General features: G+C 70.2%; 16 protein-coding genes. 1 reads left to right on the top strand and 15 read right to left on the bottom strand.

What is annotated here, in order from left to right; genetic code table 11:
* Nucleotides 1-21 precede the first annotated feature (21 nt).
* Complete coding sequence (locus MUU77_RS03005) at nucleotides 22-276, bottom strand: stress-induced protein (protein WP_245091440.1); 255 nt, start codon at nucleotides 274-276, stop codon at nucleotides 22-24.
* A gap of 326 nt (nucleotides 277-602) precedes the next feature.
* On the opposite strand from MUU77_RS03005, the gene MUU77_RS03000 reads away from it, so the two are divergent.
* Nucleotides 603-965 (top strand): hypothetical protein, encoded by a 363-nt coding sequence (locus tag MUU77_RS03000; protein ID WP_245091438.1) that lies wholly within the window; start codon nucleotides 603-605, stop codon nucleotides 963-965.
* A gap of 17 nt (nucleotides 966-982) precedes the next feature.
* On the opposite strand, the gene MUU77_RS02995 is transcribed toward MUU77_RS03000, so the two are convergent.
* The 14 genes from MUU77_RS02995 to MUU77_RS02930 form a co-directional block, all read right to left on the bottom strand.
* On the bottom strand, nucleotides 983-2,005 hold the full coding sequence (locus tag MUU77_RS02995; RefSeq protein WP_245091436.1) for a polysaccharide biosynthesis/export family protein: 1,023 nt from the start codon (nucleotides 2,003-2,005) through the stop codon (nucleotides 983-985).
* Nucleotides 2,006-2,210: 205 nt separating this feature from the next.
* Nucleotides 2,211-2,975 carry a YdcF family protein gene (locus MUU77_RS02990; RefSeq protein ID WP_245091434.1) on the bottom strand — a complete coding sequence of 255 codons (765 nt, stop codon included), beginning with the start codon at nucleotides 2,973-2,975 and terminating at the stop codon, nucleotides 2,211-2,213.
* A 10-nt stretch (nucleotides 2,976-2,985) separates the two neighbouring features.
* Complete coding sequence (locus tag MUU77_RS02985; RefSeq protein ID WP_245091432.1) at nucleotides 2,986-4,044, bottom strand: EpsG family protein; 1,059 nt, start codon at nucleotides 4,042-4,044, stop codon at nucleotides 2,986-2,988.
* Nucleotides 4,045-4,048: 4 nt separating this feature from the next.
* Entirely contained in the window at nucleotides 4,049-4,897 is an 849-nt protein-coding gene (locus MUU77_RS02980; RefSeq protein WP_245091430.1) for a glycosyltransferase family A protein, read from the bottom strand.
* Nucleotides 4,894-6,027: a polysaccharide pyruvyl transferase family protein gene (locus MUU77_RS02975; protein ID WP_245091428.1), complete on the bottom strand. Its 1,134-nt coding sequence runs from the start codon at nucleotides 6,025-6,027 to the stop codon at nucleotides 4,894-4,896. Before MUU77_RS02975 ends, MUU77_RS02980 begins: the two co-directional genes overlap by 4 nt.
* Nucleotides 6,024-7,328, bottom strand: a complete 1,305-nt coding sequence (locus tag MUU77_RS02970) for an oligosaccharide flippase family protein (RefSeq protein ID WP_245091426.1) — start codon at nucleotides 7,326-7,328, stop codon at nucleotides 6,024-6,026. Before MUU77_RS02970 ends, MUU77_RS02975 begins: the two co-directional genes overlap by 4 nt.
* Complete coding sequence (locus tag MUU77_RS02965) at nucleotides 7,325-8,476, bottom strand: glycosyltransferase family 4 protein (RefSeq protein WP_245091424.1); 1,152 nt, start codon at nucleotides 8,474-8,476, stop codon at nucleotides 7,325-7,327. The genes MUU77_RS02970 and MUU77_RS02965 overlap by 4 nt, the downstream gene beginning before the upstream one ends.
* 149 nt (nucleotides 8,477-8,625) lie before the next feature.
* The gene (locus tag MUU77_RS02960; protein WP_245091422.1) at nucleotides 8,626-9,861 is read right to left on the bottom strand and encodes a right-handed parallel beta-helix repeat-containing protein; all 1,236 of its coding nucleotides are present in this window, start codon (nucleotides 9,859-9,861) and stop codon (nucleotides 8,626-8,628) included.
* Nucleotides 9,862-10,163: 302 nt separating this feature from the next.
* A complete protein-coding gene (locus tag MUU77_RS02955; RefSeq protein WP_245091420.1) occupies nucleotides 10,164-11,213 on the bottom strand; it encodes a right-handed parallel beta-helix repeat-containing protein in 1,050 nt (349 codons plus the stop codon).
* The gene (locus tag MUU77_RS02950; RefSeq protein ID WP_245091418.1) at nucleotides 11,213-12,646 is read right to left on the bottom strand and encodes an asparagine synthase-related protein; all 1,434 of its coding nucleotides are present in this window, start codon (nucleotides 12,644-12,646) and stop codon (nucleotides 11,213-11,215) included. Before MUU77_RS02950 ends, MUU77_RS02955 begins: the two co-directional genes overlap by 1 nt.
* 13 nt (nucleotides 12,647-12,659) lie before the next feature.
* Nucleotides 12,660-14,657: a polysaccharide biosynthesis tyrosine autokinase gene (locus tag MUU77_RS02945; protein ID WP_245091416.1), complete on the bottom strand. Its 1,998-nt coding sequence runs from the start codon at nucleotides 14,655-14,657 to the stop codon at nucleotides 12,660-12,662.
* Nucleotides 14,603-14,917: a Wzz/FepE/Etk N-terminal domain-containing protein gene (locus tag MUU77_RS02940; RefSeq protein ID WP_245091414.1), complete on the bottom strand. Its 315-nt coding sequence runs from the start codon at nucleotides 14,915-14,917 to the stop codon at nucleotides 14,603-14,605. The genes MUU77_RS02945 and MUU77_RS02940 overlap by 55 nt, the downstream gene beginning before the upstream one ends.
* Before the next feature lie 73 nt (nucleotides 14,918-14,990).
* A complete protein-coding gene (locus MUU77_RS02935) occupies nucleotides 14,991-17,351 on the bottom strand; it encodes a UDP-N-acetylglucosamine 2-epimerase (RefSeq protein WP_245091412.1) in 2,361 nt (786 codons plus the stop codon).
* 184 nt (nucleotides 17,352-17,535) lie between these two features.
* The gene (locus MUU77_RS02930; protein WP_245091410.1) at nucleotides 17,536-18,003 is read right to left on the bottom strand and encodes a hypothetical protein; all 468 of its coding nucleotides are present in this window, start codon (nucleotides 18,001-18,003) and stop codon (nucleotides 17,536-17,538) included.
* Nucleotides 18,004-18,045 lie beyond the last annotated feature (42 nt).

The raw sequence follows: 18,045 nt of genomic DNA, 5'->3' as shown, positions 1-18,045 counted from the left end.
CGCCAGCGCGCGGTCCTTGCATCATTCTTCCTCGTCGGATGACGCCAGACGGTCGCGCGACTTGACGCGACCGCCCTTCGCACCGATGCGCGCCATGTGCTCGCGGTCCCGACTGACTTTCGCCCCGCCCTTCCTGCCTGCCTCGCGCGCGTCCTCGCTGTCGAACCGATGCGCGCGGCCGCGCTTCTGCGCCGCACGCCCCCCCTTGCGTGCGATGTCCTTCCGTTGCTCGGGCGTCAGCAGCGCGAATCCCCATTTGCGCTTCTCGTCAGTCATCGCCACGCCTAGAGCACAGCGGACACGGCGCTGAAGGAACACGCGCGCGCGATGCGATGAGCATGTGAACGCCGTTCACGCACATGACTCGATGTGATGCAGTGCACGCATGCCCACATCACTGGCTTGTTGCTGAAGCGGACTCAGCCGAAATCGTCGTGACGCCCTCGCGTTCCTTATGATCGGAGCACACGAAGAACATGCGTGTCCGCGTTTGAGCGCGAACAGACACGTCGGGTCCGTCGATGGCGGACCGGATCGCGCCCTGCGATCGACTTTCCCCCAGTGCAAGCGAGAAGGCCCTCCCCATGACCAAGGCTGTCCCCATGAAACTCCCCGACGATTTCCAGTGGGTGGAAGCGACGCCCGACGACGACTGGAGCGGTGCGCGTCTGGATCTCGACGGACATCCCGTGCTGGAAGTGAGCGCATGCCGCGGCGGTTGGCTGGTGGTCGTCCTGCTGGACGATCCGCGGCAACCGCAGGCGAACGTCGCGGTACGCTCGGTGCCCGCGGGCATGCGCTGGTCTGCGCGCTGGGCGCTGGCCCGCACCGACCGCCTGCGTGCCCTGGCGGCGCGGCGGAACACGCCACGCCCGGCCGCGGGCCAAGCGCGGCCTTCACCGCTGCCGTCGCCGATGCCCCGTCCGCTGCCCTACGCACGCGAGGAAGAACCGCTGGATGCGTGAAGCGCATCGGCGCACGATCAGTTGCCGCGGTCGAAGTTGTATTGCGCCGCGGCCGCATTGCTGATGATCCCGGACAGCGGCAGCAGCTGGGTCAGGAAGCGGTTCCAGCGCGTGACGCCTGCCGGGCCCACCCACACCACGTCGCCCGGCCGCAGCGGGAAGCGGTCCGCCAGGGTGAAGGCGACCGGTGACGCGGCATCCAGGTGGTACACCGTCGCCTGTTTGTGCGAGTTGTCTTCCATGCCGCGGATCACGTAGACCGCGCCGCCCTTGGCCGTCACCGGGTTCAGGCCCCCGGTACGGCCCAGGGCCTGGGTCAGGCTCATGTCGGTGGTCTTGAAGGTCAGCGCCTGCGGGCGCAGCACCTCGCCGATGACATAGACCTGCTTGCGGTCGTTGAACGGCATGTGCAGCCGGTCCCCCGGCTTCAGGTACACGTCGGCGGCGACGGTCCCTCCGCGGTTCAACGCATCCAGGTCCAGCGGATAGTCGGTGCCGTCGCGCGTCAGCACGAAACCGGACAGGTCGGCTTCTTCCACATTGATGCGTGCACGGCCCACCGCCTGCGCCAGCGTCAACGGCACCGTGGTGAACTCCTGGGGCGTGGTGTCCTCGAACGCGCCCTGCAGCGTGACCCTCGCGCCGTGACCGACCACGTTCACGTCGACCTGCGGCGACTTCAGGTACTGGCTCAGCCGGCTGGCAAGGGTGCTGCGCACCTGCTCGATCGTCATGTCGGTGACGTTGAGCTTGCCCGCGTACGGGAAGAAGAAGCTGCCGTCCGGCTGCACCAGGCGACCGTTGGTGGCGGCCTGCTGCTGGTTGCCCGCGGGCGTGGTCAGCTCCGGGTGGTCCCACACGGTGACGATCAGGGTATCGCCCGGCTGGATCCGGTAAGCCTCGGGCCGGTACTGGGCGAGCACCGGCGGCAGCACGACGGCCGTACGCGGCGCGGCCACCAGCGCTTGCGTGATGGGCACCATGCGCACGTCGCTCTGCGCCTGGCCTTCGCCGCTCGGCACGCTGGCGCTGCGCATCATGTGCTGGCCCGGGCCGAGTGAGCACGCGGAAAGCGCGGAGACGACGGCTGCTGCGAGCAGGATTTGGACAGGACGCTGGATGTTCACCACCGGATACCTCGCTGTTTCTGGATTGCGGCACCCATGCCGGGCAGGGGGCGCGGACGTTCACGGGATCGTGGCAACGGCGGCGTGAAGAGAACGGCGGAAGCGACCCAACCGGGGATTAATGCCCGGGCGCGCCGATCCACGCGGCGGCCAGCGCCGCGAACTCCTTGAACGCGCGGCCGCTGCGCCACAGCGCGCGCCGCGATGGCAGCCAGCGCGCGCGCAGGCCGACTGCCGGCCGTCCTTCCGGCACCGGTACCGGCGTCACCACGGCGCCCGCCCGGGTGAAGAGCAGCGCGGCGCGCGGCATGTGCAGCGCGGAGGTCACCAGCAGCACATGGCGGCCACCGTGCCCAGCCTCGAGCAGCGCCGTGCTGAAACGCGCGTTGTCGCGGGTGTCGTGGCTGCGTTCCTCCAGCAACAGGGCGTCCTGCGGCACGCCCAGACGCTGGATCGCCTCGGCCATGCGGCGGGCTTCGGTGGTGTTGCCGACGCCACCGCCGCTGAGGATGAGCTTCGGTGCCTTGCCTGCATGCCAGGCGCGCGCACCGGCGGCGAGCCGGCTGCTGCGCAGCTTCGCCGGATCGACGTCCGGCTGGTCGAGCCATGCATAGTGGCTGCCACCGCCCAGCACCACGATCGCATCGGCGGACGGCAATGCCGTTACCTCGCGCACGGCGTAGCGTTGCTCCAGCGTGCCCCGCAACATCTCGGATGCCAAGGGAATGGACCACAGCGCCGACCACGCCAGCGCCATGCCCGCGATGCCAGCGGCGGCCCTGCGCCGCCGCAACAGCCACGCCAGCACCGCAACGCCCAGCAGGCACAGCGAGAACGCCGGGGGATAGCTCAGCGACACCACCAGTCCGGCCAACGCCTCCATCAGCCCCGCCTCAGATGACGATGCCACGGCTGACATAGAAGAACAGCACGCCACAGGCCGCGGCCAGGCCGGCGCCGAGCAGCAGCGGCTGTCGCAGCGGCGCCAGCCTGCTGTAGCAGCAGGCGGCCGCCAGGATCAACGACACCGCGAGCCAGCCGGGCAGCAGGTAGCGGTTGGAAAAGTAGCCCCACCCGATCGCGAAGAACGGCAGCACCATGACCAGGTAGACCGATGCGCCGTCCTGCAGCGGCTTGCGCGCCCCGGCCTGCACCCAGGGAGAGACCGCCAGCATCAGCACGTACCAGAACATGGTGAACACCGCGAAGTCGATGCGCACGCCTGCGCGATAGTTGTCGTTGGCGGTGTATTCCATCACGGTGGTGTAGAGCGCCGGCGACACCGCGGCCACCCCCTTCATCGACAGGCCGCTGGCGTAGGCCAGGAAAGCCAGCGCCGCCAGCGTCCGCAACAGGTTAGGCCTCAGCAGCAGCGCCGGGGCACAGGCCAGATAGAGCAGCGAAGACACGTGCAGGCTGGCCGCGAGCGCGCCCAGCAGCACGAAGCCCCACCATCGCCGCTGCTGGAAGCTGAGCAATGCGGCGAACACCAGCGGAGCGGCCAGGCCCTGGCGGATCGCGTTGATCGACGCGTTGACGAACATGGGCGAGATGAACAGCAACAGCAGCGAGGCGCACAGCAGGGTGGCATACGCCTTGGTCGGCGGGAACGCGCGGTGGTTGACCCGCACGGCGATGGCGACAGCGGCCAGCAGCAGCGCGAACAGCACCGCCTGGTAGCCCGGCACGCCCAGGCCCAGCAGCCGCAGGCCGTAGCTGAGGTAGGCGAAACCGGGTTCGAGCCGCGTTTCCGGCACGCCCTGGTCCAGGCTCTCGAAGAAGCCGGCGTAGGTTTCGGTATCCGATCCGATGTGCAGCGGACGGCTGCCCACCAGCCAGCAGCCGAACACGGCCACCATCAACAGCCATGCGATGCCCAAGCCGCGCTCGGCGCTCGCATGGGGGCGGCGGGCGGGATGCAGCGGGGCGAGCGCGCTGGCGGAGGCCTTCATGTGCTCACCGTGTGGCGGCCGGCCGCAACAGCATCAGCACGCGCCGGCGTCCGCGCCGCACCAGTCCCACAGCCCGCGCGAACCAATGCTCGCCCCGGGTGACCAGCCCCGCCGCCAGCAGTTCCCGGCGCACGTCCTTGCCGGCACGATGCATCGCGTCCAGATCGCCACTGAGTCCGGCCGCGCCGAAGGTGGGTTTGTGCCAGTAGGCGAGCACTTGGTCGAGTTTGACGCAGCGATAGCCGGAGAAGCCGATCTGCGCCCACAGCAGGAAGTCCTCCACCCGCCGGAACCGCTCGTCGAAGCGGAACGGCAGGTCGCGCCGCAGGATCACCGACGCCGTGGGAAACGGATTGTTGAGCAGCAGGCGCCGGCGCCCGATCACCCGCGCCCGCACCCCGCCACGCACCGGTGCCGGCGCAGTGCCGCGTGGCGCGACCTTCATCCCGTGCGCGATCAGGGCGATGCGCGGATCGCGTTCGAGTTCGGCCATCTGCAGGGCGAGCTTGTCCGGCGCCCAGGTGTCGTCCGCATCGAGGAAGGCGATGTAGGGCTGTTGCGCCTGCTGCCAGCCCAGGTTGCGCGCGCGCGAAGGTCCGCCGTTCGGCGACGACGCGATCACCTTGACCCACCCCGCCGGATACGCCGCCGCGACACGATGCAGCGTGTCCAGCGTGCCGTCGCCGCTGGCATCGTCCACCAGCAGCACTTCGGCCGGCCGCCGGCGCTGGGCCGCGATCGAGGCCACCGCAGCGCCGATGGTATCGCTGCAGCGAAAACACGGCACCACGACGCTGACCGGTGCCGGCGCGCTGGCGGTGCGGGGAATGCGTTGCGGACGAGGGAGGTTCATGCGTTTGCCCAGGGTGCGCATTGGAAGATCTCCGGCGCCCGTGCGGCGTATTCGCCGCGTGGAACGCGCGGCCGCCGTTCGCCGGACAGCAAGGCGGGCAAGGCCTCGCTGAACGGGTTCCCGGTCGCCGCGGCGGTGACCCGCAATGTCTCGTCAAGGCCGATGTCGTTGGCGAAGTCGCGGCACTTGGGGTGGTAGTCGATGATCATGAACGGCACCTCCTGCAGGTAAGCGACGATCGCGCCGTGCAGGCGCGCACTCACCACCACATCGCAGGCCGCAAGCGCATCCACCGTGCGCAGGGGGTCCTGGCTGGCGTAACCGCGCCATTCCGCGGCGACGCCTTCGGTGCGCAGCCTGTCCACCAGCGCCTGCGCCAGCGCCCGATCGCCGTGCCGGGGATGCTCGTTGAGGCTGAACACGTCCACGGCCACCTCGCGCGTCCGCCGCAGCGCGGCGAGGGCCGCGATCAGGTGCTCCTCCCAGCGCCGCCGCGAAGGCGCGGCATAATCGCCGTCCTCGCGGTAGCGGCATGGCGCCACGCCGATACGTACGGGTGCATCCGGCACCTTCAACGGGCCAGCGACGACCGGCCCCAGCGCGGGCAACAGCGCGGCCAGGTCGCAACCGGCATGCGTGATCGCCTCCAGTCCCATCGCGTGCGCCAACCGGTGCGAGCGCGCATCGCGCACGGACAGATAGCGGAATCGTTGCAGGAACGCGGCGACCGACGCCTCGTCGCGCGTCGAGTCGAAGGGGCCGATCGACACACCGACCGCGGCCAGCTGCACGCCGCGCTCGACCGCCGCCAGCATCATCGGCTTGCGGAACGATTCGCGCGCCGTGATCACCGAACCCCCACCCATCACCAGCACATCGCAGTCACGCAGGCCGCGCGCGAAACTGAGCCATCGGCTGGCCTTGCCGACGACCCCGGTGCCGCCGTACCAGCGGGTCGGATACCGGCGCGGCACCGTGCCGGGCGCGGGAGCCGATGCCAGCGGCGGCCCCACCACGCGCGGGGCGGCGCGCCAGTACGCCTGCGCCGCGCGCGCGCAGAGCACGCCGAACAGGTCGTCGCCGAAATTGCGCATTCCGTAGTACCCGGTGAACGCCGTGCGCAGGGTCATGGCCCACCCCGCAGCACGGCGGCGCGTCGCGCGCCGTGGTACATGGCCAGCAGCAACAGGCCCTCTGCCGCCAGCGTGGCGAAGGCAGCACCCAGGGCGCCGTAGGCCGGGATCAGCATCAGGTTGAACATCGTGGCGGCCACGGCCGCCGCGAGCATGGCGCCGACGCGGTAGGCCATCTGCCCTTCCGTCAGCAGCACCGCGCCCACCGCGGTGGACAGGAAGCGCAGCGGCACGCACACCGCCATCAGCATCAACAGCGGCTGCAGGCCCGCGTAGCGATGGCCGAACATGCGCACCGCTTCACCCGACAGCGCCGCCAGCAGCGCACCGACCGCCAGCCCGCTGGCGAGCATGCCGATGCAGCCCAGCCGGTAGACCTGGCGGAAGCGCGCGCGGTCGTGCACGGCCCACCGGTGCAGGCGCGCGAGCAGGAACTTCTGGTACACCGTGGCGGGGAACAGGTAGATGGCGGTCATCACCGCCAGCGCGATGCCGAACACGCCGGCCTCGGCGTCGCCACGCAGGTATTTCAGCAGCACCGTGCCGATCTGGAAGAACACCGGGTACAGCACCGCCGCCACGCCGTAGGGCCACGCCAGGCGCAACAGCGCGCGCGCGTCGGGCCGTGCGATGTCCCGCACGTGCGTGGCATCGCGCGGACCGTGGCCCTTCAACGCCCAGCGGCCCCGATGCATCGCCTGCCACTGCGGCAGCGCCAGCACCAGTGCGACGACCGCCAGCACCAGGTGACCCCAAGCCACGGCATGGATCGACATCGACAGTCCCGCCACGGCGAGCAGGGCGATCGCCAACCGTCCCGTCGGCATCAGCAGCTGCCAGCCCGCGAGTGCGCCGTGCCGCTCCTCCAGGCGCAGCTTGCTGCCGATCTGCTCGACCGCCAGCAGGCCCAGAACGAAGGGCGCAAGGACCAGCAGCATGTGCCGGGTCGCCGCGTCCACCGGTGGCCCGGCCAGGGCCCACGCCACGATGCCGGCCACCGCCAGCAGGCTGGTGACGGCGATGAAGCGCGTCGCGGCCGGCTGCCACCGCTCGGCGGCCCAGCCTTCGGCGCCATGCGCCTTCAAGCGGAACTGGGACAGACCGAAACCCGCCAACGGCGCGACCAGGCTGACCGTGGCCAGCGATGAGGCGAACAGGCCGTACTGCGATGGACCGAAATGGCGCGCCAGCAGCACCTGGCTGAGGAAGACCATCGCCGCACCCGCCGCGGTCGCCAGCGACAGGAGGGACAGCGCGGCGAGCGCCGGACGCCACGGCACGGGCAGGACCCGGCTCATGCCGCCGCCGCGAGCGGCCGTGGCAACAGCTCGTCGTAGACCTCGCACGTCCGCCGGATCACCGCACGCTCATCGAAGTCGGCCAGGGCCCTCTGGCGCGCGCGCTCGCCCAACCTGCGCAGCAGGACGCGGTCGTCGTCCAGGCGCGCCAGCGCCTGCGCCAGCGACGCGGCGCTCCGCGGCGCCACGTGCAGGCCGTCATGGCCGTCCCGGGTCACCACCTCCCGGCAACCCGGCAGATCGGTGGTGACCAGCGCGATCCCGCATGCGGCCGCTTCGATCAGGCTCTTCGGCACGCCTTCGCGGTAATAGCTCGGCAGCGCCATGACGTCCACGCTGCGCAGCAGGGCCGGCATGTCGTCCACGTGCCCCCGCCAGTCCAGCAGGCCCTGTGCCTGCCACCCCTCGACTTCCGCGCGCGTCACCGAACCCGGATTGCCTTCATCGGGCATGCCTGCCAGCAGGAACCGCACATCGCGCCCGGCAGCGCGCAAGCGTGCCGATGCCTCGGCGTACTCGCGCACGCCCTTCTCCTTCAGCAGGCGTGCCGCCAGCAGCACGCGGAGCGCGCCATCACCGGCCTGGCGGCCTTCCGTGTTGAAGCGGGCGATGTCGACACCGGAACTGCGGATCAGGCGGATGTGCTGGGGCGGCGCCAGGCGCAGGGAATGGAAGGCCTGCGCATCGTCGGGGTTCTGCAGGATCACGCGCGAGCGTTCGCTGCCCAGCGCCATGCGCATCAGCGCCGATACCACCGGGCGCAGCACGCGCGCCTTCATCCGGTCGCTGGCGAAGACGTAGCCCAGGCCCGTCACCGCATTGACGTAGGCCGGCACGCTGGCCGCGCGCGCCGCCAACGCACCGTACACGGCGCACTTCAGCGTGAAGCTGTGCAGCAGGTCGGGCCGCTCCTGGCGAAGCAGCGCGACCAGCCCGGCCAGCGTTCCCGCTTCGCGCAGCGGATTCAGGCTGGCGCGCTGCATGCGCAGCGGCACCCAGCGCACACCGTGCTGAGCGAAACGCGGACCGAACTCGCCCGGCGGGGAAACCATGACCACGTCCACGCCCCGGGCCTGCAACGCGCGGGCGGTGGACAGCCGGAAGTTGTAGAGATACCAGTCGGTGTTGGCGAACAGGATGAACTTCAAGGCGGGCTCCGCGCGGATCGACCTGCGGATTCTAGGAAACCGCCCCCGCCGATCCATTGACGCACTCACCACAAGACACCTGCGCGCGTGAACGCGGAAATGGAAGAGGCGGCCTGCCGCCGCCTCTTGACCCCCTCTTCACCCGAAGGCTACTTGGCGTACTGGTTGGTGGTCACCCGGATCTCGGTGGCGGTGGACACTTTGGCGATATGCGCACCGTTGCCCTTGTTTCCGTCCACCAGGCCGGTCATCGCGACCAGGGGATTGATCACCGTGTTCACGCCGTGCAGGCGGGTGTGGTTGTTGCGGAAGACATTGCCGCTGACCTGGTAGTTGTAGGTCGCTGCGCCCAGCATCATGCCCACCAGATAGTTGTGCCGGATCGTGTTGAGCGCCACGTATCCGCTCTCCGGCCCGATGGTCAGGATGCCGTGCCCACCGTTGTACTCGATGGTGCAGCGCTTGACGGTCACCCCCTTGACCCGCTTGTAGAGCAGCAGGCCGTTGCCCGCATTGCCGCGGATGAGGCAGTTCTCGATATGCACCGTCGAGGTGGTGCGGGCGTCGTTGGAATCCGGCTCCACGTCGATGCCGCACTCGGGCGCGATGCCCCGCGTGTCGCTGAACTCGCTGTCGTACACCTTCACGTTGGTGGCGCAGCCGATGGTCAGCCCCTGGCGGCGATTGCCGGTGCTCACGATGTTGGCGATCACCACGTCATTGCAGGCAATGGTGGGCGCCCCGGTCACCATGGCGCCGCCGATGGAGACGCCGTCGCCCCAGCACCGCGAAATGTGGATGTCGCGCACGGTCACCCGCGACGATCCGCGGATCATGATGCCGTGGCCCCATTCGCCGGTGGTCCCCAGGTGGTTGTCGCGGTCGCCGATGATGCGGCCACCGGAGATCTCCACGTCGCTGACCTTGTAGGCCATCAGCACGTAGGCGCGTTCCTGGTCGTTGCGCTTGGCCCGCAGCACGGCCCCGTCCGCCAGCTGCAGGTGCATGTTGCTGCGCAGCCGCACGTTGCGTGTCGGATCGATCACGTAGTCGCCGGCCGGCACGTGGACGGTACCGCCGGTCGAGGGCAGTGCGTCGATGGCGGACTGGAACGAGGTGGTGTCGTCGCGCGCACCGTCGCCCGCGGCACCCCAGTCGCGCACGCTCAGCGTGGCCGTGCCGCGCGTGCGGGCCGGCGGGTCGTAGACGGCCGTGGCCGACATCGACAGCGCCGGCAGGTTGCCCGCCATGACCGCGCCGAACGCGTGCCTGATACCGCCCGCGGCGCCGATGACGGGCAGCGCGGCGACCATCGACTTGCGCAGGAAATCGCGCCGAGGCATTCCTGCCCCGCGCAGTTCGTGCGCGAGAACCTTCTTCTTCACAAACGTAACCCCTCGCGGGCGACTGCCCGTCGGAAAAAATGGCCATGTGAGCGCCGCGTGAAGTCCGCGGCGGGGGCCACTGTAGCGATGCAAACGCAACCGCCGGTTAACCTGCGCGCGCATCTGTGAGCGCGTTCAAACACTGCAGGCGCGCGGGCGTCGTTCGTGCGAACGCCGTCACGCATCGTCACGCGCCCGATCATGGTTGAGCCCGCTTTCCCAGCGCGGATGAGTCCGCTTGCAGCCGCACGGTACCGCTCGCTTGCGGCCTCGGTCGCGTCCGCTTGCGTGGCTGCGGCCCGCTACTCGAACCGGTTGTTCCGTTGCACCCGCACGTCCCTGGCCGTGCTTGCGACGTCCACGTGCATCCAGCCCTTCATGGCCTGCGGCCGCCGCTTGCGCAGCCCTGCGGCATTGCCGGAGAACCGGTTGCCCGCCACGGTGATGTCGTGACCACCGCCGCGCACCGCGATGCCGCGCAGGCCATTGTCGGCGATGTCGTTGTCTTCGATCACGCACTGCTCTCCGCCGCGGATCAGCACGCCGTCGCCGCGGTTGCCGCGGATGATGCAGCGGCGCACGCCGATGCGGCGGCCACGTTCGTATACCTGCAGGCCTGCTCCGTGGTTGCCGCGCAGCGTGCAGGCTTCGATGTCGATGTCCTCGGCGCCGTCGCCGGGGTCCGGTTCGATGTCGATGCCGCATCCCGGCAGCGTGCCCTGCGTGGCGAGGAAATGCGAGCGCAGAACACGGACGTTGCGCGACCGCCCGATCGTCAGGCCCTGCCGGCGATTGCCCGCGCAGACCACGTCCTCGATGCGGATGTCGCGGCTGGGCAGCACGCGCGCGCCACTGATGCCGCCCACGGAAATGCCGTCGCCCCAGCACCGGCTGATGTGGAGCTCGCGCAGGAGCACCTGTTCCGCCCCCCGCACCATGATGCCGTGGCCCCACTCGCCGGCGGTGGAACGGTGATGGTCGCGGTCGCCGACGATCCTGCCGCCGCTGACCTGCACATCGCGCACGCCTTCGATCAGCAGCACGTAGGCCCGGGGGGCTGCGTTGGCGCGCGCGACCAGCCGCGTGTCCGGCGCCATGGCCAGGCGGGTGTGCGAACGCAGGCGCAGGCTGCGCTCGGGATCGATCACGTAGTGGCCCGGCCCCAGCGCCAGCGTGCCGCCGTCGGGCAACGCATCGATGGCCGCCTGCAGGGCGCGCGTATCGTCGCTGACCCCGTCGCCGCGCGCGCCGAAGTCGCGCGCATCCAGGGCCCGTGCGCGGGAGACCGGCAGGATCGAGGCGAGCATCACGCCGGTGCCGGCCCCGACGAGGCGGCGGCGGGACAGCCGCATCAGGCCGCCATCGCGTCGCGCCGCGGTGCTGGCACCGTGCCCGCGGCCTGCGATGCATGCGCCGCCAGCCACGGCAACACTACGGCCAGCAGGTAGAACTTGGACGCGTGGTACTTGTTGTCCAGGCGGCCGCGATTGCGTTCCAGCCACGCCTGCGCGCCGGGCAGCAGGTCGCGGGCCCCGGCGGCGAAGGCATGGACCTGGTCGAACCGCTGCGCCGCCAGTCCGCACACATCGAAGCGGAAGCTGCCCTTGCGCTGCACGTAGGGCAGCTCGCCGAAGTGCGCGGCGATATGCCGGCGGATGAGGACCTTGTTGAGCCCCGTCTCCGGATCCACCTTCTGCCCGCGCGGTACCTCGTGGTGGATCCACTCGCGCAGCGCGCGATCGCAGAAGGGATACGCGGCGCCCAGGCCGGCCCCATGCGCCGTGTACAGGCCTTTGGCGAAGGCGCCCGCGGAGCCGGCGATGGACATCGACATGTCCCGCCACTCCCACGCGCTGGTGGCGGAGGCGATCTCCCTCCTGAACAACGACAGCCGCCCGCGCGAGTGCCGCGCGATGTCGCGGCCGAACAGCGCATCCACCTCGGCATCGCTGAAGCGCGAACCGGGGAACACCCGCTCGATGGGCGTCATCTGCAGCGTGCCCAGGGCGAAGCACAGCGGAAAACTGCCCGACACGCCGGGAAGCCCGGTCGCGTCGAACGGCAGCCTCAGACCGCGCGCCAGGCGCACCGTCAGCCGCTGCTGCAGGTCGACCGGCGTGCCGAAGTAGCTGTCGGCCCCCAGCCCGTCGATGAGGCCATCGCCACCGCTGGCCGCCACCTCGGTCGCCAGGTCGGCATAGGACAGCAGGGCGAAATCCGCCGTCAGCAGCGGCATGCGCGCCGCCAGCGCCAGATAGCGGTCGTAGGCGCGTCCCGGATCGCAGACCAGCGCCTCGTGACGCAGGCCGAGCCGGGTGGCGACGTGGCGCGCCGAATCCAGTTCGTTCTCCTCGCGCCCGCCGAGGTAGGTGATGCAGGTGGCGTCCGGGCGCGCCTCGGCCAGGGCGATGGCCAGTGTCGTGGAATCCTTGCCTCCGCTCTGCAGCTGCCAGGGCGAACGCATGCCGGCGCACGTGCGGGTGATGGCATCGCACAACATGCGGTGGTAGACCGCGATCCAGTCCTGTGGGCGGTCGGCGACTTCCGGCACCTCGCCGGCGTTGCGGAACCTGAAATGGAAGTCGGGCGCTGCGCGCATGTCCTGGTCCGCCGAGAAGCCGAACGTCACCAGCTTCACGCCCTCATAGATGGAATGCGGCGGATACACGAAGGCGTTGCGCAACAGGTCGGCCACCGACACCGGGTCGATGCGGTGGTATTCCGGGTGCCGGTCCAGCACCGAGAAATCCGGCGTGCCGTAGTAGGGCGACATCGTGATCTGCATCGGCGGCGCCCCCTTACCGGCCCGCTCCGGCGCGGGGCGCCGGGAGGTATTCGTAGTACGTGTAGGCGTATTCGCCTGCGCCGCGCTTCTCCACGCCGTTGAAGATGGCGCCCTTCACCTCCACGCCATTCTGTTCCAGGCGCTGCTTGGCCAGGGCGATCTCGCGCTGCTGGTTCAGGCCGAAGCGCACCACCATCAGGCAGGTGCCCGCGTGGTGGCCGATGACCGCGGCATCGGTGACCGCCAGCACCGGCGGGGTATCGATCAGCACGATGTCGTACTCGCCAGAGACGCGCTTGAGCAGATCGCTGAAGTTGTCGTGCATCAGCAACTCCGACGGGTTGGACGGTATCGCGCCGCGGGAGAGGAAGGACAGGTTGTCGGCGCCCGCGACGCGGCGGACCGCATCGTCCAGCGCAATGCGGCCGGCGATGACGTCGGACAGGCCGTTCTCCCAGCGCACGCCCACCGCGTCATGCAGCGTGCCGCGGCGCATGTCGGCATCGATCAGCAGCACGCGCTGCCCGGTCTGGGCGATGGTCACGGCCAGGTTGGCGCAGATGAAGGTCTTGCCCACGCCGGGGCTGGGCGCGGAGATCATCAGCAGGTTGTTGCGCGTGCGCATGCGCGCGAAGTGCAGGCTGGTACGCAGCGAGCGCAGCGCCTCCATCGCCAGGTCGGCCGGCGCATTCAGGGCCAGCAGGCGCGAAGTGCCGTCGCGGCGCCGGTGGCGCATGCGATGGGTCAGCGCCTGGCCTTTCCTGCTCAACGGGATGGACGCGTACACCGGCAGGCCCAGCAGTTCGATGTCGATGGGGTCTTCCACGCCGCGGCGGAACATCTGCTGCAACAGCACCACGACCACCATCACCACCAGGCCGAGCAGCGTGCCGGCGGCGAGCACCGGCAACGGCCGGGGCCAGGCGGGGCTGTTGAGGTTGACGGCGGCCGGATCGATCACGCGGGCGTTGCCCACGGCGCTGGCCTTGGCGATCTCCAGTTGCTGGGCCTGGTCCAGCAGGTTGGCATAGGTCTGGTTGGTGACCTCGACATCCCGGTTGAGCCGGAACAGCACCTGCTGCGTGTCCGGCAGGCCGTGGATGCGGCCCTGCAGGCCGTTCCGCTCGCCCTGGAACCGGTTGATCTGGTCCTGCAGTGCGCGGTAGGTCGGGTGCGCCGCCGTGTAGCGATTCTCCACTTCCGTCATCTTGATGCGCAGTTGCTGGATGCTGGCGTCCAGCGCGATGGTCTGGTCGAGCAGCGCGCGGTTCTGCGTGGCCACGTCCAGCGTCTGGGTCCGCGTCTGGTACGCGGTGAGCGCCGCCTGCGCCTTGGCCAGGTCCTCGCGCACCTTCGGCAACTGCTCGGTGACGAATTCCAGCCGGCTGGCCGCTTCGGCGGACATCCGCGCCACGTTCTGGCGGACATAGGCGCCGGTCACCTCGTCCAGCACGCGCCGGGCGCGCTCCGGATCGGCATGTGCGTACACCAGGCCGATCACGCCGGAGTTGCGGCCCATTTCGGTGGCGGTGATGTTCTCCTTGAGGGCAGCCATCACCGCCGACGGATCGTGGCGCGTCACCTGGAAACGCATGCCGGGATGGGCGGTGAGCCTGCGCACCTGCATCACCACGCCCCCTGCGCTCACCGGTTCACCGACGCGACCGCGTGCCAGCACCGACCCCTGCGCCGACAGCACGTAGCTGCCGGCGCGTCCGGCCGTCAGCTCCAGCGGTACGCCCAGCAGGTGCGCCGGCACGTCGAGCCGGGCGATGTCGAGGACGTCGCCACCCCACCCGTACTGGGACAGGCCGAACCAGGGCGCCGCAAGCTGGCCGGGGCTGGCCTGTTCGTGGCGCCGGGCGATGAAGTCGCCGACCACCGGCAGATGCAGCGGCTTCACGTCCACATCCAGGTCCATGTTCGAGATCGCCTCGCCGATCACGCGGCGCGAGGTCAGCAGCTGCACCTCGGTGGTGCCGGGAGTGGGAATGGCGGGCGGCGCCTGCATGGCCGTGTTCTGGCTGATCCCGGGGGGATCGCCGGCCGGCTCTCCACCTGGACCACCGCGTTGGCTTCGTAGCGGGGCGTGACCACGGCCAGATAGGCCAGGCTCGCCAGCACGAAGGCGGCTGTACCCAGGAGAATGAACTTCTTCCGCGCCGCCAGCATCGAGAACAGTGCGGGGATGTCGATGTCGTCGCCGCGCAGGGATGCCGCCGCCAGTGCCGGTCGCTCCTGGCCGCGTCGTGTGATCAGCTGCGTCGCCATGGTTCACCTCGCTTGCATGTCGTGTCGTGGGCACGCCGTCGTTGGCGGCATGCGGAGGGTGGGGATGCGATCTTCATGACGCGGCCCGGGCGTCCAGCCGCTCTTCCACGCCGGAATGGGCAGGGTGCGGCGCGCACACGGTGCGCAGGCCTGCCAGCGCGTCCAGCACCGGGGCGCAGCGGTCGTCGCGGGGAATGTCCAGGTCGGGCACATCGCACAGCGACACATAGACGGCGTCATCGCCCAGCAGGGTCAGCACGCGGCCGGCGATCGCCACGGGGGTCGTGCCGATGGCGACGGCGTCGTCCTCCCCGCCCGTCTCTTCCTGAGCGAGCAGCACGGGCTTGCCCAGCAGGCGGCGCCGCGGCGGCGCGCCCGACTCCACCAGCACCAGGTGCGCACGCTCGAGCAGGAAGGCCCACGCGAGGAAGTCGCCGACATCCAGTGGATGCACGTTGGCGAACGCATGCAGCGGGTCGCCGCCTTCGCCGGGCGCCACGCCCACGCCCCCCACCCAGACGATGTCCACGTCGGGGCGGCGGCGCGCGACCATCGCCAGCGCATCCGAGAACGCGCCCTGCCCCGGCCCGTCGCCGCGCGCACTGACGGCCAGCACCAGCGGCGCGTTGCCGCGCAGGAAACCGAAGCCCCCGGCCAGCGCGCGCGCCAGGTCGGCATCGCGGCGGATCTGGCGCAGCGCGGTGCGCAGCGCCTCGTCGGCCACGTCCGCCTGCACGAGGATGCTCTCGCGCGGCACGCCCTCGCCCCTGAGGCGGCGGCCGGTCCGTTCGCTCGGCGCGACGTGCAGCGCGGCCAGCGATTGCACGATGCGCCGGCTGGCCTCGCTCGGCCAATGCTGCCCGCCGGAGGCCGGCGCATCGGCGTCCACGCAGACCAGCGGGACATCGCGCGCGTGCGCCGCCAGGCTCATCGCAAAGGTCACGGGCGCATCGCCGGGGACCACGATCAGGTCCGGGTCCGTCTCACCGATCAGCTGCTGCATCTCCGCCTGCGCGTCGCCATAGGCGACGGAACCACCGCCTTCGGCGGACACGCTGGCCTGCGCCTGCAACCCGAACATCCGCAGCAGGTGCCCGGCGTCGCCACCCGGCCCCTCCGCCACGCAGACGGTCGCCAGGAAACGCGCATCGCCCGCCAGGCGCCGTGCGATGGGCGCAACCCCGGCGCCCTCGCAGGACGCATTCACCAGGCAGAGCGCGTGCAGGGGAGCATCGTCGCGACGCGCGGTTGCGCCCCCCGGCACACGCCTCCCCGCCAGCGCTTCGAGCGACCGGGGATCCAACGGCCGCACCGATACCGGCGCATGGTTCAGCTCGCCATCGTCGGGAAAATCGCGATGCCCGCGGCGCAGGCGCCGCGCCGGCGCGGCCCCGGACAACCGCCGTTCCACCGCCTCCAGCGCACGCGGGAAGCCGACGATGTAGGCCACGGCGGTGGCGACGAACACGAGGAAACTCAGCGGCTGCGGCATGTCGCGCAACGCGTAGCCGAGCAGCGCCAGCGCCGCGCCCATCGCGACGATGATCCACAGCGACGCCTGTGCCGACAGGCCGCGATCCACCAGCAGGTGATGCAGGTGCTGGCGATCGGCCGCAAACGGCGAGCGCCCCTGCCGCATGCGGCGATACATCACCGCCGCGGTGTCCATCACCGGCAGGGCCACGCACCACAGCACTTCGACGGGCACCATCCTGCCCATGCGCGGATGGCTCAGGTGGATCAGGCTCCAGCCCACCAGGAATCCGATCACCGTGCTGCCGGCGTCGCCCATGAAGATCTTGCGTCCGTCGGGCCAGCCCAGGTTGACGAACACGTACGGGATGAGCGATGCGAACAGGATCTGCAGCATCAGCGTGGTACCCACGCCGGGCGCGCCGTCGTGCGCGAACAGGAGGATGGCCGCGATGGACACCATCGCCGTGGAGGCGGCAAGGCCGTCGATTCCGTCCATCATGTTGAACGCATTCATCAACCCGATCACCGCAATGATCGTCACCGGAATGCCGAGCAGGCCCAGCCGCAGGTCGAACATCGGGATCAGGCCGCCCACGTGGTCCAGGTAGTAGCCGGTGCTGAGGATCACCAGGCCGACGATGGCGGCCTCCACCAGCAGGCGCGTGCGCACGCTCAGGTGGCTGATGTCGTCGGCCACGCCGATGGCCACGATCAGCGCGCTGCCCATCATCAGGCTCATCACGAAGCGGTCGACATAGCCCAGATAGCCCAGGCCCACCAGCGTGCCCACGAAGAAGCAGATGCCCCCGATCACGGGCACCCGGCCCACGTGCTGCTTGCGCCCGCTCGGGCGGTCCACCAGACCGACCCGCCGGGCCCATGGCCGCATCGAGAATATGGCGAACAACGTGGCGGCGAGCGCGATGGCGCCCGCGGCGACGACCCTTGCATTCTCCATCTGTCACCCAGGGTTGCTATGGCTGGAATGCCCCGAGGAACCCTGGTCCTTTCGGGATCCTGCTCTTCAACACGGGGCGCTGTTGAGTGACCGGAGGCTACGGACAGGAATTTGATGAGCGCATGAAATGCGACGCGGCGCCTAACGGTCCAGTCAGGAAGATGGAGAGCAGGCGTGAGGGCGTTCAGGCCGCCAGGCGGGGCTCGCGCGCGCACCATTCCGACACGCAGCGTTCGATCAGGGCGTAGGCGCGCTCGAAATCCTCGCCGGTGCCGCCGACGGGATCGTCGATCTCCTTCGGAGTTCCCCAACGGCCGAGCAGGTGGGTGCGGGCACGCGCGGCCGGCACCAGCGCGCGCACCGCCCGCACGTGCCTGCGCTGCATGACCAGGACCAGATCCTCCGGTCCGACCGACGCGGGCAGGAACGCACGCGCAACAGGCTCCAGCGCATTCAGGCCATGCGCCTGGAGGACCCGGACGGCGGACGCATCGATGCTGCGGCCCGGCTGGGCCGCCAGACCGGAGGCGAGCACCCGGCAGCGATCGGCCGGCAGCCGGGAACGGAACAGGGCCGCCGCGATCGGACTGCGGCAAAGGTTGCCCGTGCAGACGATGTGTAAGGTGAACACCCCGAAGGTCGCCCATGACATGCAGGCCGGCCAGCCTAGGGCAGAGCCCGTCCCGGCGTGCGA

It is taken from the genome of Pseudoxanthomonas sp. F37, assembly GCF_022965755.1.
Classification (GTDB): Bacteria; Pseudomonadota; Gammaproteobacteria; order Xanthomonadales; family Xanthomonadaceae; genus Pseudoxanthomonas_A.
Note: the sequence above shows the minus strand (reverse complement) of the source record. Positions and strands in the feature narration are given on the sequence as shown.

Coding starts and splice junctions, on each gene's coding strand:
- MUU77_RS03005 (WP_245091440.1), bottom strand. CDS start 276: ATGACTGACGAGAAGCGCAAATGGGGATTCGCGCTGCTGACGCCCGAG.
- MUU77_RS03000 (WP_245091438.1), top strand. CDS start 603: ATGAAACTCCCCGACGATTTCCAGTGGGTGGAAGCGACGCCCGACGAC.
- MUU77_RS02995 (WP_245091436.1), bottom strand. CDS start 2,005: ATGATGCGCAGCGCCAGCGTGCCGAGCGGCGAAGGCCAGGCGCAGAGC.
- MUU77_RS02990 (WP_245091434.1), bottom strand. CDS start 2,975: ATGGAGGCGTTGGCCGGACTGGTGGTGTCGCTGAGCTATCCCCCGGCG.
- MUU77_RS02985 (WP_245091432.1), bottom strand. CDS start 4,044: ATGAAGGCCTCCGCCAGCGCGCTCGCCCCGCTGCATCCCGCCCGCCGC.
- MUU77_RS02980 (WP_245091430.1), bottom strand. CDS start 4,897: ATGAACCTCCCTCGTCCGCAACGCATTCCCCGCACCGCCAGCGCGCCG.
- MUU77_RS02975 (WP_245091428.1), bottom strand. CDS start 6,027: ATGACCCTGCGCACGGCGTTCACCGGGTACTACGGAATGCGCAATTTC.
- MUU77_RS02970 (WP_245091426.1), bottom strand. CDS start 7,328: ATGAGCCGGGTCCTGCCCGTGCCGTGGCGTCCGGCGCTCGCCGCGCTG.
- MUU77_RS02955 (WP_245091420.1), bottom strand. CDS start 11,213: ATGCGGCTGTCCCGCCGCCGCCTCGTCGGGGCCGGCACCGGCGTGATG.
- MUU77_RS02950 (WP_245091418.1), bottom strand. CDS start 12,646: ATGCAGATCACGATGTCGCCCTACTACGGCACGCCGGATTTCTCGGTG.
- MUU77_RS02945 (WP_245091416.1), bottom strand. CDS start 14,657: ATGCAGGCGCCGCCCGCCATTCCCACTCCCGGCACCACCGAGGTGCAG.
- MUU77_RS02940 (WP_245091414.1), bottom strand. CDS start 14,917: ATGGCGACGCAGCTGATCACACGACGCGGCCAGGAGCGACCGGCACTG.
- MUU77_RS02935 (WP_245091412.1), bottom strand. CDS start 17,351: ATGGAGAATGCAAGGGTCGTCGCCGCGGGCGCCATCGCGCTCGCCGCC.
- MUU77_RS02930 (WP_245091410.1), bottom strand. CDS start 18,003: ATGTCATGGGCGACCTTCGGGGTGTTCACCTTACACATCGTCTGCACG.